This window comes from Pseudomonas sp. Emmai, assembly GCF_055179735.1.
Genome location: NZ_CM143685.1, coordinates 6,207,711 through 6,220,741, shown reverse-complemented (window position 1 = coordinate 6,220,741; position 13,031 = coordinate 6,207,711). Strand labels below are relative to the sequence as shown.

At 59.7% G+C, this 13,031-nt stretch carries 10 protein-coding genes and 2 tRNA genes; 3 read left to right on the top strand and 9 right to left on the bottom strand.

Going from position 1 to position 13,031, the window contains the following annotated elements; genetic code table 11:
- Positions 1 to 111: 111 nt before the first annotated feature.
- A complete protein-coding gene (ddlA, locus tag ACY4LX_RS28530; RefSeq protein ID WP_463258467.1) occupies positions 112 to 1,206 on the top strand; it encodes a D-alanine--D-alanine ligase in 1,095 nt (364 codons plus the stop codon).
- Between the two features lie 111 nt (positions 1,207 to 1,317).
- Here the strand turns inward: ddlA and ggt are convergent, their stop codons facing one another.
- Positions 1,318 to 3,150 carry a gamma-glutamyltransferase gene (ggt, locus tag ACY4LX_RS28525; protein WP_463258466.1) on the bottom strand — a complete coding sequence of 611 codons (1,833 nt, stop codon included), beginning with the start codon at positions 3,148 to 3,150 and terminating at the stop codon, positions 1,318 to 1,320.
- A 166-nt stretch (positions 3,151 to 3,316) separates the two neighbouring features.
- Between ggt and ACY4LX_RS28520 the strand changes: the two genes are divergently transcribed.
- Positions 3,317 to 4,426, top strand: a complete 1,110-nt coding sequence (locus ACY4LX_RS28520) for a DUF2817 domain-containing protein (RefSeq protein WP_149661151.1) — start codon at positions 3,317 to 3,319, stop codon at positions 4,424 to 4,426.
- A 67-nt stretch (positions 4,427 to 4,493) separates the two neighbouring features.
- Here ACY4LX_RS28520 and ACY4LX_RS28515 read toward each other — a convergent pair.
- Both ACY4LX_RS28515 and ACY4LX_RS28510 read right to left on the bottom strand, forming a co-directional pair.
- A tRNA-Met gene (locus tag ACY4LX_RS28515) sits at positions 4,494 to 4,570 on the bottom strand.
- A 116-nt stretch (positions 4,571 to 4,686) separates the two neighbouring features.
- Positions 4,687 to 6,744, bottom strand: coding sequence for a methyl-accepting chemotaxis protein (locus ACY4LX_RS28510; RefSeq protein WP_149661150.1), 2,058 nt, complete (start codon positions 6,742 to 6,744; stop codon positions 4,687 to 4,689).
- A 333-nt stretch (positions 6,745 to 7,077) separates the two neighbouring features.
- Here ACY4LX_RS28510 and ACY4LX_RS28505 point away from each other — a divergent pair, with 333 nt between their 5' ends.
- A complete protein-coding gene (locus tag ACY4LX_RS28505) occupies positions 7,078 to 8,295 on the top strand; it encodes an MFS transporter (RefSeq protein WP_149661149.1) in 1,218 nt (405 codons plus the stop codon).
- A gap of 163 nt (positions 8,296 to 8,458) precedes the next feature.
- On the opposite strand, the gene ychF is transcribed toward ACY4LX_RS28505, so the two are convergent.
- From ychF to ispE, 6 genes are all read right to left on the bottom strand, one after another.
- On the bottom strand, positions 8,459 to 9,559 hold the full coding sequence (gene ychF / locus ACY4LX_RS28500) for a redox-regulated ATPase YchF (protein ID WP_463258465.1): 1,101 nt from the start codon (positions 9,557 to 9,559) through the stop codon (positions 8,459 to 8,461).
- A 22-nt stretch (positions 9,560 to 9,581) separates the two neighbouring features.
- Positions 9,582 to 10,166, bottom strand: coding sequence for an aminoacyl-tRNA hydrolase (gene pth, locus ACY4LX_RS28495; protein ID WP_008153430.1), 585 nt, complete (start codon positions 10,164 to 10,166; stop codon positions 9,582 to 9,584).
- 170 nt (positions 10,167 to 10,336) lie between these two features.
- Positions 10,337 to 10,939 carry a 50S ribosomal protein L25/general stress protein Ctc gene (locus ACY4LX_RS28490; protein WP_149661147.1) on the bottom strand — a complete coding sequence of 201 codons (603 nt, stop codon included), beginning with the start codon at positions 10,937 to 10,939 and terminating at the stop codon, positions 10,337 to 10,339.
- A 141-nt stretch (positions 10,940 to 11,080) separates the two neighbouring features.
- Positions 11,081 to 12,022, bottom strand: coding sequence for a ribose-phosphate pyrophosphokinase (locus tag ACY4LX_RS28485; RefSeq protein ID WP_003208392.1), 942 nt, complete (start codon positions 12,020 to 12,022; stop codon positions 11,081 to 11,083).
- Positions 12,023 to 12,068: 46 nt separating this feature from the next.
- Positions 12,069 to 12,143 (bottom strand) — tRNA-Gln (locus ACY4LX_RS28480).
- Positions 12,144 to 12,179: 36 nt separating this feature from the next.
- Positions 12,180 to 13,031, bottom strand: coding sequence for a 4-(cytidine 5'-diphospho)-2-C-methyl-D-erythritol kinase (ispE, locus tag ACY4LX_RS28475; protein ID WP_149661179.1), 852 nt, complete (start codon positions 13,029 to 13,031; stop codon positions 12,180 to 12,182).

The following is a 13,031-nucleotide window of genomic DNA, read 5'->3' as shown; positions in this document are numbered from 1 at the left end:
TATGGCGGGATGCGTATTAGCAATGACCCGTCGAGGTTGCACGAAGTTTCAGTCTTTAACTCATCGGCGTTACCGTGGTATCAAACAGCACATTCACCATGAGGCCAGGCAATGAGCAAGCTGCGGGTAGGAATTATTTTTGGCGGCCGTTCGGCGGAGCATGAAGTGTCGCTGCAATCGGCGAAAAACATTGTCGATGCACTGGACCGTTCGCGCTTCGAACCGGTGCTGATCGGCATCGACAAACAGGGGCACTGGCACCTCAACGACCCCTCCAACTTCCTGCTCAATCAGGAAAACCCGGCGCTGATCGCCCTCAATCAATCCAATCGCGAACTGGCGGTGGTGCCGGGCAAGGCCAGTCAGCAATTGGTGGAATCTTCGAGCCAGGAACTGCTGGGCCACGTCGATGTGATCTTCCCGATCGTCCACGGCACCCTCGGCGAAGACGGCTGCCTGCAAGGCTTGCTGCGCATGGCGGATTTGCCGTTTGTCGGCTCCGATGTGTTGGGTTCTGCGGTGTGCATGGACAAGGACATCAGCAAGCGCCTGCTGCGTGACGCGGGGATCGCGGTCACGCCCTTTGTGACGTTGAATCGCGCCAGTGCCAAGCGCACCGGGTTCGCTGAAGTACAAGGCAAACTGGGCCTGCCGCTGTTCGTCAAACCGGCGAACCAGGGTTCTTCGGTGGGCGTGAGCAAAGTGACCAACGAAGCCGAATACACGGCGGCGGTCGAACTGGCCTTGGGCTTTGATGAAAAAATACTGATCGAATCTGCCGTCAGCGGTCGCGAGATTGAATGCGCGGTGCTGGGCAATGATCAGCCGATCGCCAGTGGCTGTGGCGAGATCGTCGTGAGCAGCGGCTTCTATTCCTACGACAGCAAATACATCGACGACCAGGCCGCCCAGGTGGTGGTTCCGGCCAACATCAGCGTCGAAGCGAGCGAACGTGTTCGCGCCCTGGCCGTCGAGGCCTTCCAGGTGCTGGGCTGTTCTGGCCTGGCGCGGGTCGATGTGTTCCTGACCGACAGCGGCGAAGTGCTGATCAACGAGATCAACTCGCTGCCCGGCTTCACCCGCATCAGCATGTACCCCAAGCTGTGGCAGGCCACGGGCATGACTTACAGCGAACTGGTCAGCCGCCTGATCGACCTGGCGCTGGAAAAGCATCAGGCGCGGCAGGCGCTGAAGATCAGCCGCTAGGCTTGGTAACGATTCACTCCGCGACATCCGCCTCTCGGCGCGCAACTGTCTGGCAGGCAATATCAAAAAGGCCTACCTCCCGGTAAGCCTTTTCTCATTCCTGCGTATGACTCAATCCCCCAACGCTTCCCCCTCACGCCGCGGATCGGCCCCACCTTCCAACGAAGCCTTTCCCTGCGCATCCTTGACCCGAACAATCGCCTGAGTCCCGCTGGTCATGTCGATTTCATTCACCACATGCCCCTTGTCTTTCAGCGCCTGAATCAACGCCGGGCTGAACTGCCCTTGTTCCAGTTCGGTCGGGCCGTTGCGGCTGCCGAAGTTGGGCAGGCTGATGGCGGTTTGTGGGTCGAGGTTCCAGTCGAGCAGACCGATGGTGGATTTGGCGACGTATTCGATGATTTGCGAGCCGCCAGGGGAGCCGACGGTGGCGAGGAATTCACCGCTCTGGCGGTCGAAGATCAGGGTAGGGGCCATGGAAGAGCGCGGGCGTTTGCCGGGTTCGACGCGGTTGGCGACTTTCTGCCCGTTCTCTTCGGGGATGAACGAAAAGTCGGTCATCTGGTTATTGAGCATGAAGCCCTGGACCATGAGGTGCGAGCCGAACGCCGATTCGACGGTGGTGGTCATGGACACTGCGCCGCCTTCGTCATCGACGGCGACCACTTGCGAGGTGGAGATGCGCAGTGGCGAGCGGTCCGGCGCGTAAGCGACTTGAATGCCCGGCGGCGTGCCGGGTTTGGCCGTGCCCATGCTGCGATCGCCGATCAGGGCGGCGCGGCTGGCCAGGTAAGCGGGATCTACCAGGCCGTTGACCGGCACGGGCACGAAGTCGGTGTCGGCCACGTATTGCGCGCGGTCGGCGTAGGCCAGGCGTTCGGCTTCAGAGATCAGGTGCACGGCTTCGGGGGCGGGTTCGATGCCGGCGGGTTTATCGGTCTTGTGGGGTTTGAGCGGCGCCAGGGCCAGGCGCGGGTCGCGGGTTTCCAGGGCTTGCAGGGTGCCGAGGATCTGCGCCACGGCAATCCCGCCGGACGACGGTGGCGGCATGCCGCAGACTTGCCAGCGTTTGTAGTCGGTGCACAGCGGCGCGCGCTCCTTGGCCTTGTAGCCTTGAAGATCGTTCAGCGACAGGCTGCCCGGGTTTTTATGCCCCTGGACTTTGGCGACGATTTCTTCGGCAACCGGCCCTTTGTACAACGCATCCGGCCCTTCTTTGGCGATGCGTTTCAGCACGGCGGCCAGCGGCGGGTTTTTCAGCAATGTCCCCACCGCTTTCGGGCTGCCATCGGCATTCAGAAAGTACGCCATCATGTCCGGCGACCGCTGCATCGACGAGTCGGAAGCAATCAGCTGATGCAAACGCGGCGAGATGGCAAAGCCGTGTTCCGCGAGTTTTATCGCCGGTTCGAACAGCTTCGCCCAGGGCAGGCGTCCGTGTTTCTGATGCGCCAGCTCAAGCGCTCGCAACACCCCGGGCGTCCCCACTGAACGGCCACCGATCTGCGCCTGGGTGAACGGCATCGGCGTGCCATCGGCTTGCAGGAAAAGTTTCTCGGTGGCGCCAGACGGAGCGGTTTCCCGACCGTCATACGTGCGCACGGCTTTCCCGTCCCACAGCACAATCAACGCGCCGCCACCGATACCCGAGGATTGCGGTTCCACCAGGGTCAACACGGCTTGCATCGCAATGGCCGCATCAATGGCCGAGCCGCCCTGACGCAACATCTCTCGCCCGGCCTCGGCCGCCAATGGGTTGGCCGCTGCCGCCATGTGCCTGGAGGCGTGACGGGTTTGCAGGTCGGTGCGATAACCCGAGCCGGCCTCCGGAGCGAGGGGCAATGTCGACGTGGGCGGTGCGTTGCAGGCAGCGAGGGTTAATGCGGCGGCGATCAGCGACAAGGCTGGCAAGCGATAGCGGCTCAAGTGGAAGGCTGGGAACACGTGGGGCACTCCGTCCGTGGGATAAAAGATCCGGGGACTTTATCGGCCGACAGGGTGCGACGCAAACCGCGTCCGACCGCCACAACACTTTTGCCCTTCATCAGTCGGTGAATTTTCTGTAGGGTCGAGAGCAACACAGCGGCCAGAAAACCAACAAGAGGCACACATGCAGACCGAGTTTCCTACCCAGCCGAGTTACCGTGGGCAACGTGAACAATTCCTCGCGGCGGCCACGGCGGCCGGCGCGACCTTGACCGAGTATCCGCATCCGCTCAAAGGGCCGTTCGGCGAGCCGTTGAGCACCGATGTGGCGGTGCTGGGCGATCCGCGCGCCAAACGGCTGCTGATCGCGCTGAGCGGCACCCACGGGGTCGAAGGCTTCTATGGCTCGGGCTGTCAGATCAAATGGTTGCAAGACTTGGGTAAGCGTTCGCTACCGGCGGATGTCGCGGTGGTGATGATCCATCTGATCAACCCGTGGGGCACGGCGTGGTTGCGTCGGGTCAATGAAGACAACATCGATCTGAACCGCAATCACCTGAACTTCGAACGTCCTTTGCCGGATAACCAGGCTTATGGGTTGCTGCATCAAATCTATGCCTGCGCTGAGTTGCACGGCCCCGAGCGTGATCGGGCGGATGCCTTGCTTGAGGCGCAGATCAAAGAGCACGGCTGGCCGGCGGTGATGTCGATCGTCGAGGGTGGCCAGCACAGTCATCCCGATGGATTGTTCTTTGGCGGCCTGGCGCCGAGCTGGTCGAACCGCACGCTGCACCGGATCATTCAGCAACACATCGCCCACGCCGAGGTCGCCCTGTGTTTCGACTTGCACACGGGCGCGGGTGAATACGGTCATCCGATGCTGCTGACCATTACCGAAGCGGCCTATCCGGCGCTGGACGATGCCCAGGCGATTTACGGCCCATGGCTCTACACCTTGCACACTGGCGCCAACACCACGAGCGAAACCGGAGTGGCCGCGACTGCGACGGGTTACACCTCGCAAGCGCTGCTTAATGCTTTGCCTGACGTGCGATTGATGCCGTTTGTGATCGAGTGCGGGACGTATCCGGGGGCCGACGTTCATCGGCATTTGCGCGATGACCACTGGCTGCACCTGCATGGCAATCCGAGTGATGCGGTGGGGCGCGGGATCAAGCTCAATTTACTGGAGCAGTTCTATCCGGCTGACAGCGACTGGCAGGCCATGGTCTGGCTGCGTACCTGGCAAATTTGGGAGCGGGGCTTGTCCGCGTTGTCGACGCTGCGTGCCTGATCGGGCGCAGCACTTTTCTCGAGGCATAAAAAAACGGCCTACCTTTCGGTAAGCCGTTTTTAGTACTTGGTGGCTACACAGGGACTTGAACCCCGGACCCCAGCATTATGAATGCTATGCTCTAACCAACTGAGCTATGTAGCCAAGTGGCGCGCATTATTCACCGGTAATGCAGATGCGTCAAGCGCAAATCTAAAATATTTCTCTACACTTTCAACCGCTTATCGTCCTGAGCCGAAAAACCGGGGCAGGGCAGGGTGTCAGCTGAGCTGAAATCTCCCGGTATTCGCGCTCAAGGCCTTGCTGCCCTGGCTTAAGGTATCTGCCGCAAGGTTCACGGCCCGCGCGCCTTCCAGCAACCTGACGGCTGCTTGATCGACCTGCTGGATGTTGCCGCTGACCTCATCGGCGGTGCTCGCTTGCTCTTCGACAGCGGTGGCGATTTGCGCCAGGGTGTCGGTGACGCTTTGCACGGCGCTGGCGATTTCCCCCAGGCGTGCGCCGAGGCCCGTGACGGCTTCAGCGTCGGTCTGAGCCTGGCCGCAAGCGGCTTCCATCAGGGTCACTGCTTCATTCACCGTGCTGCGCAGGCTGTCGACGGTGCTGGCGATCTGCGCGGTGGACGATTGCGTGCGCTGGGACAGACTGCGTACCTCATCGGCCACCACGGCAAAGCCGCGACCTTGCTCTCCGGCGCGAGCCGCCTCGATGGCGGCGTTGAGCGCCAGCAGGTTGGTCTGCTCGGCAACGCCGCGAATGGTGTCGACCACCAATTGAATCTGCTGCCCCTGCTCACTGACCCGACCCAAGGCTGCCGCCGTGTCGTTGAGCCGCTGATTGAGCTGCTGAATGCTCGCCGTGGTGCGTTGGCTGTCGCGGCTGCTGTCGGCGGCGATTCGCTGGGTATGCTGGGCGCTGCCGGACGCCTGTTCGCAACTCTGGGCGACCCCTTGGGAGGTGGCGGCCAGTTGCGTGGCAGCAGCGGCAATCTGGCTGATCTGGATTTGCTGAGCCTCGACTTCGCCCAAGGCGCCGCTGGAATGATCGTTGAGGGTGCGCACGGCGTTGCTCAACTGCAAAGTCTCGTGATCGACCCCGAGCAAACTGTTGCGCAGTTGCACCACCGCGACGTTCAGCGCGGTGCTGATTGCCGCCAATTCGTCGCGACCTTGCACCGGCACTTGCAGGCTCAGGTTGCCGTCACGCAAGGCTTCGGCCAGCACGGTGATACCGCTGGCGCTGCGCCGGATCGAGGCCTGCAAGCACACGAACAGGTACAGCGCGGCCAACAGCAGGCAACCAAAGATCGCCGCCACCAGGATGAACTGGCGAATGGCCGAGGTGTGGTAGTAATCCAGGCGTTGATCCAGCGACACCAGGGATTGCTGGCGCAGGGAGGCGAGGTCGGTCAGCAGCGCGTCGAGGTTGTGTTCGAAGTCGTCCGGCTTGAGGTTGATGCTGCCGCCGAACACACCGTCGTCGAGGACCTTCAAGGTCCCATCGAGATGCTTGAGGCTGTCATGGTATTGCCCGGCCCAGGTTTGCAGGGCGCTGGGCAGGCGGGCTTCCAGCAGGCTAGCCGTTTTGACAAGCTGTTCGCGGGCATCACCGATGCGTCCGCGCAAGTCCCGCAGTTGCAGACGGCTTTGCAGCGTGAACTGCCCGGACACCACTGACGCCTGGCCAACCGCTGCAAGGCGTCCGACCCGTTCAATCAGGTCCGGCGCGTGTTGGGTGGAGATCTGCGTCAGCAAATAGGTTTCCAGCCAGGGCGCCAGGGTCAAGCGATTGTCCATGGCGATCTGTTCGCGCAAGGCTTGCAGGGCGCTCAAGGCGTTGGTGAAGCGATCGTAACCGTCCGGCCACCAGCCGACGCCGCTGAGGCTTTTCGAGTCCAGGCCATTGAGGGCGGTTTGCAGGGCTTGATAGCGGGCCAGGGTTTCACCTTCGGCGCCTTCGGTTTTCAGCGCGTTGCCCAGGTCCGTGGTGGCTTGGGCGACGGCGGGTTGCACGGCGTCGAACGCGCCCATGGCGGCGATGGTGGCGGGGGTTGGCTGGCGATTGGTTTCGGTGGCGCGCCAGCGCGCGGCGCGGTCACGCTGGGCGGCGAGCAGGTTATCCAGCGCATCCAGGGCCAGCAGTTGACGAACCCCGGCACGTTCGCCGGAAATGAGCTGCAGTTTGTCCCGATAATCCTGACCGATCATCCACAGACTGCCGCCCAACGGCAGGATAAACAGCAGAAACAGCAGCTGAAATTTGCGCGCGAAGCCAAAACGCCCCAGCAGCCCGATCCCCGGTGATAAAAAAGCCTGCATGCCCCATGACTCCTCTGGACACCACGCACCATTGGCGTGCGTCGTGATCGTTGCGACCGCGACTTGTGCCCTTTTAAAAGGCCTCGAAAGTTCACCCTCGCCAGCTCTGTAGGCCGACTCTGTAGCGAAACTTCCCATTCTCGATCCCCTTTGTAAGGGGGCCGCGTTGAAGGGGAGAAACAAGGCAAGATTCAGACCATGGCGTTGCGCTATCACCCACTCTTCGATGAACGTCGAGGTCGTTAGCAGGCTAAGGGGATAGCGTTGTTGCACTGAAAAATGGCACATTGGCGCACCTGCCCGTGTGCACCCATCTGTAGTACGGAAATTCCCATGGCTATCAGCAATGCCCAGACCGGCGCAACGCCGGCATCCGCGACGCCGCAAAGCAGTCCCTTAGTCATGCGCATCATCGGCGCGGTGGCGCTGGCGCATTTGATCAACGACCTGATTCAGTCGGTGCTGCCGTCGATTTACCCGATGCTCAAGGCCAATTATGGCCTGACGTTTACCCAGGTCGGCCTGATCACCCTGACGTTCCAGTTGACCGCCTCGCTCTTGCAGCCGTGGGTCGGTTACTACACGGATCGCCATCCCAAGCCGTGGCTGTTGCCGGCCGGGACGGTCTGCACATTGATCGGCATTTTGATGATGTCGCAGGTGGGCAGCTTCCCGATGATCCTGCTGGCGGCGGGATTGATCGGCATCGGCTCTTCAACCTTTCACCCGGAAGCTTCTCGCGTGGCGCGACTGGCTTCGGGCGGGCGTTTCGGCCTGGCGCAATCGACCTTCCAGGTCGGTGGTAACGCCGGTTCGGCGTTCGGTCCGTTGCTGGCGGCGGCGATCATCATTCCTTACGGTCAGGGCCACGTTGCGTGGTTCGGGTTGTTCGCGGTGTTTGCGCTGTTCGTGCTCTATCGCATCAGCCGCTGGTACGCCAATCACTTGAACCTGTTCAAGCTCAAGCAGGGTCAGGCCGCGACTCACGGCTTGTCGAAAAACCGAGTGATCGGCGCGCTGGTGGTCCTGGGCTTGCTGGTGTTCTCCAAGTATTTCTACATGGCCAGTTTCACCAGTTACTTCACCTTCTACCTGATCGAGAAGTTCGACCTATCGGTGGCCAGTTCGCAGCTGCACTTGTTTTTGTTCCTGGGCGCGGTGGCGGCGGGGACCTTCTTCGGTGGGCCGATTGGCGACAAGATCGGGCGTAAGGCCGTGATCTGGTTCTCGATCCTCGGCGTGGCGCCGTTCACCTTGATCCTGCCCCATGTTGACCTGTTCTGGACCAGCATCCTCAGCGTGGTCATCGGCTTCATCCTGGCCTCGGCGTTTTCCGCGATCGTGGTGTACGCGCAGGAATTGGTGCCGGGCAATGTCGGGATGATTGCCGGGGTGTTCTTCGGCCTGATGTTCGGTTTTGGCGGGATTGGCGCGGCGTTGCTGGGGCATCTGGCGGATGTCCACGGGATTGAATACGTGTACTTCCTGTGTTCGTTCCTGCCGTTGTTTGGGGTGTTGGCGATCTTCTTGCCGCGCACCAAAAAGGCCTGACAATACGCGGACCCGTAGGAGCAAGGCTTGCCCGCGAAGCTTTTAGCGTCAGTGATGACGCCTTCGCGGGCAAGCCTCGCTCCTACAGGTTTGGTGGTGTTGCCCGGATTCCAGGCACAAAAAAGCCGCGTATCAAACGCGGCTTTTTGTTGCGTAGCGGTTTTTACACGTTGAAACGGAAGTGCATCACGTCGCCGTCTTTCACGATGTAGTCCTTGCCTTCCAGACGCCATTTCCCGGCTTCTTTGGTGCCGGCTTCGCCCTTGTACTGGATGAAGTCGTCGTAGGCGATGACTTCGGCGCGGATGAAGCCTTTTTCGAAGTCGGTGTGGATTACGCCGGCGGCCTGGGGTGCGGTGGCACCGACGCGGACGGTCCAGGCGCGGACTTCTTCGACACCGGCGGTGAAGTAGGTCTGCAGGTGCAGCATTTCGTAGCCGGCGCGGATCACGCGGTTCAGGCCAGGCTCTTCGAGGCCCAGGGCTTCGAGGAACATGTCTTTCTCTTCACCGTCGTCCAGCTCGGCGATTTCGGCTTCGATCTTGTTGCAGACCGGAACCACCATGGCGCCTTCTTCTTCGGCGATGGCCTTGACGATGTCCAGCAGCGGGTTGTTCTCGAAACCGTCTTCAGCGACGTTGGCGATGTACATGACCGGCTTGGTGGTCAGCAGGTGGAAACCGCGAATCACCGCTTTGTCGTCGGCGTTCATGGTCTTCATCAAGGTGCGCGCAGGCTTGCCGAGGGTGAAGTGAGCGATCAATTGTTCCAGCAGGCCTTTCTGGACCACCGCGTCCTTGTCGCCACCCTTGGCGTTGCGCGCGACTTTCTGCAGTTGCTTCTCGCAGCTGTCGAGGTCGGCGAAGATCAGTTCCAGGTCGATGATCTCGATGTCGCGTTTCGGGTCGACGCTGTTGGAGACGTGAATCACGTTCTCGTCTTCGAAGCAGCGGACCACGTGGGCGATGGCATCGGTTTCACGGATGTTGGCCAGGAACTTGTTACCCAGGCCTTCACCTTTCGACGCGCCGGCCACCAGGCCTGCGATGTCGACGAATTCCATGGTGGTCGGCAGGATGCGCTTGGGGCTAACGATGGCCGCCAGGGCTTCCAGGCGCGGATCCGGCATCGGCACGATACCGGTGTTCGGCTCGATGGTGCAGAAGGGGAAGTTCTCGGCCGCGATCCCGGATTTGGTCAGGGCGTTGAATAGGGTGGACTTGCCGACGTTAGGCAGGCCGACGATGCCGCAATTGAATCCCATGGTGTTTTCCCCGAGGAGTGAGTCAGGCCTTCTGGCTGTGCAGGTTTTTCATCGCGCGGTTCCATTCCCCGGCGAGGATATCCGGCAGCACGCCGAGGGCAAAGTCGATGCTGGCATCGAGTTTTTCCTGTTCGGCGCGTGGCGCACGACCCAGGACGAAATTTGAAACCATACTGGCAACGCCCGGGTGGCCAATGCCAAGCCGCAAGCGGTGAAAGGTATTCTGATTGCCCAGTTGCGCGATGATGTCGCGCAACCCGTTGTGACCGCCATGGCCGCCGCCCTGCTTGAGCTTGGCGACGCCCGGAGGCAAGTCGAGTTCGTCATGCGCCACGAGGATTTCTTCAGGCGTGATGCGAAAGAAACCGGCGAGTGCCGCCACGGCTTGGCCGCTGCGGTTCATGTACGTGGTGGGAATCAGCAGACGAACATCCTGACCCTGGTGCGAATAGCGCCCGGTCAGGCCGAAATATTTGCGATCGGCCACAAGGTTCACACCTTGCGCGTTCGCGATGCGCTCAACAAAAAGGGCCCCTGCGTTATGCCGGGTCTGTTCGTATTCAGCGCCTGGATTTCCCAGGCCAACGATCAGTTTGATGGCAGTCACGATAGGGGCCCTTCCTTGGAGTGGTGGATAACATCGCCGCAATCCGGGAGTGCGGCGAAAGTGGACGACAAGTGCTCATTTACCATTATGTAAACTCCGCGTTCTCGCCCGCTTTCTCGCTACGTTCCAGTCCGCGATGTTACTTGATCACTCCGGCTTCACAGAGTGAATTACTCTGCTGCGCCTTCTTCGGTAGCTTCTGGAGCAACACGTGGAGCGTGGACGTTGGCAACAGCCTTGTCATCACCGTGTGCCAGAGCAACAAACTCAACGCCTTTAGGGGCTTTGAGGTCGGACAAGTGAATGATCGAACCGATTTCAGCGTCAGTCAGATCGACTTCGATGAACTCAGGCAGATCTTTCGGCAGGCAGGTCACTTCGATTTCAGCAACAACGTGCGAAACTTCGCCGCCTTTCTTGATCGGGGCTTCTTCACCAACAAAGTGTACAGGCACAACAGCGGTCAGTTTCTGGCCAGCGACTACGCGTACGAAGTCAGCGTGCAGCACGTGGCCTTTAGCCGGGTGGCGCTGCAGGGCTTTGATGATGACGTTTTGCTTTTTGCCGCCAACGTTCAGCTCGATGATGTGGCTGTAAGCCGCTTCGTTTTCGAGCAGTTTGGCAACTTCTTTAGCCAGCATGCTGATGGATTCAGGGGCTTTTTCGCCACCGTAAACTACAGCTGGTACCAGGCTTGCGAGACGACGCAGGCGGCGGCTCGCACCTTTCCCCAGGTCGGAACGCACTTCAGCATTCAGAGTAAAATCGTTCATGTTGTATCTCCAAAATAACCACATTCGCCCCAGCGGTTGCGACCAGCGCTAAAGGCGATATGGGCAAAAAAGCCCCGCCCCGACAGGAATGCCGGGGCGGGGCGCTTTTCGTCAACGAGACATTCGAGAAGGGCAGGGCCCTTAACGGAACATCGCGCTGATCGATTCTTCATTGCTGATGCGGCGGACCGCCTCGGCAACTACCGGCGCGATATCCAGTTGACGGATACGCGAGCAGGCTTGAGCAGCAGCGGACAACGGGATGGTGTTAGTCACCACCAGTTCGTCCAGCATGGAATTTTCGATGTTTTCGATCGCCCGACCGGACAGCACAGGGTGTGTGCAGTAGGCGAAAACCTTGGCAGCGCCATGCTCTTTCAGGGCCTTGGCCGCGTGGCACAGAGTGCCGGCGGTATCGACCATGTCATCGACCAGAATACAGGTACGCCCTTCGACATCACCGATGATATGCATCACTTCAGAGTGATTGGCTTTCTCACGGCGTTTGTCGATGATCCCGAGATCCACGCCCAGGGATTTGGCAACAGCACGTGCACGCACGACGCCACCAATGTCCGGGGACACGATCATCAGGTTTTCGAAGCGCTGATCTTCAATGTCATCCACCAATACTGGGGAGCCGTAGATGTTATCTACCGGAATATCGAAGAAACCCTGGATTTGGTCAGCATGCAGATCAACCGTGAGCACACGATCGATGCCGACTACGGTAAGCATGTCAGCAACGACTTTCGCGCTGATAGCCACACGTGCGGAACGCGGACGGCGATCCTGACGGGCATAACCAAAGTAAGGAATAACAGCAGTGATACGAGTAGCCGAGGAGCGGCGGAAGGCATCAGCCATCACTACCAGTTCCATCAGGTTATCGTTGGTCGGAGCGCAAGTCGGCTGAATAATGAAGACATCTTTACCGCGGACGTTTTCATTGATCTCGGCAGTAATTTCACCGTCGGAGAACTTACCGACAGAGATGTCACCGAGAGGGATATGCAGCTGACGTACAACACGCCGAGCCAGATCGGGGTTAGCGTTCCCCGTAAAGACCATCATCTTGGACACGCGCAGTACCTGAAGGCTGAGGGTAACCTGGATGAGTATAGGAAAATGGCAGGGGCGGCTGGATTCGAACCAACGCATGGCAGGATCAAAACCTGCTGCCTTACCGCTTGGCGACGCCCCTGTATCTGTTGCAACGATTACCCAGTAATCGATTCCTTTAAAGCAGATTTTGCAGCTTGCGATGCAACATCGAAACGTTGCTTCCCTTTGCTACAAACCCTGTAAGGGTCTCTGTAAGAAGGGCCGAGACTTTATCAGCTTCAGCTTTGCTTGGGAAGCCCCCAAACACACAACTTCCAGTGCCAGTGAGTTTTGCTTCGGTAAATTTACCTAACAAATTCAACGCGTTACGTACCTCTGGATAACGCCTTGCTACTACTGGCAAGCAGTCATTTCGACTGTTTCCCTTGGGAACGGGGCGCACTTTAATGGGAGAAGAGTTACGTGTCAACAAAGGATCTGAAAAAATTTCTGCTGTACTTACAGATACTTGCGGCACGAGCACCAGATACCACGGTTCTTCGGGGTCTACAGGGGTCAGTTTCTCCCCGACACCCTCGGCAAAAGCCGCGTGACCTCGCACGAAAACCGGGACGTCAGCGCCCAGTGTCAGGCCCAGCACAGCCAGTCGATCTTCATCCCAACCCAGCTGCCACAGGTGATTGAGGCCGAGCAACGTGGTCGCGGCATTTGAACTGCCGCCACCGATGCCGCCACCCATGGGCAGGATTTTTTCGATCCAGATATCGATGCCAAGTGCACAACCGGATTGCGCCTGAAGTTTTTTCGCGGCACGCACAATCAGATTGCTGTCGTGAGGCACGCCGTCGAATTCGGTGTGCAAACGAATCACACCGTCGTCGCGTACGGCGAAGGTGATTTCATCACCGTAATCGAGAAACTGAAAAATCGTCTGCAACTCGTGATAGCCGTCTTCACGGCGCCCGAGAATGTGCAGCATCAGATTGAGTTTGGCCGGCGAGGGCAGCGTCAAGCGCGCAGCAGTCAT

Excerpts from the sequence above, each read along its gene's own strand:
- ddlA (WP_463258467.1), top strand. The coding sequence starts at position 112 with ATGAGCAAGCTGCGGGTAGGAATTATTTTTGGCGGCCGTTCGGCGGAG.
- ACY4LX_RS28520 (WP_149661151.1), top strand. The coding sequence starts at position 3,317 with ATGCAGACCGAGTTTCCTACCCAGCCGAGTTACCGTGGGCAACGTGAA.
- ACY4LX_RS28510 (WP_149661150.1), bottom strand. The coding sequence starts at position 6,744 with ATGCAGGCTTTTTTATCACCGGGGATCGGGCTGCTGGGGCGTTTTGGC.
- ACY4LX_RS28505 (WP_149661149.1), top strand. The coding sequence starts at position 7,078 with ATGGCTATCAGCAATGCCCAGACCGGCGCAACGCCGGCATCCGCGACG.
- ychF (WP_463258465.1), bottom strand. The coding sequence starts at position 9,559 with ATGGGATTCAATTGCGGCATCGTCGGCCTGCCTAACGTCGGCAAGTCC.
- ACY4LX_RS28490 (WP_149661147.1), bottom strand. The coding sequence starts at position 10,939 with ATGAACGATTTTACTCTGAATGCTGAAGTGCGTTCCGACCTGGGGAAA.
- ispE (WP_149661179.1), bottom strand. The coding sequence starts at position 13,031 with ATGACTGCTGCGCGCTTGACGCTGCCCTCGCCGGCCAAACTCAATCTG.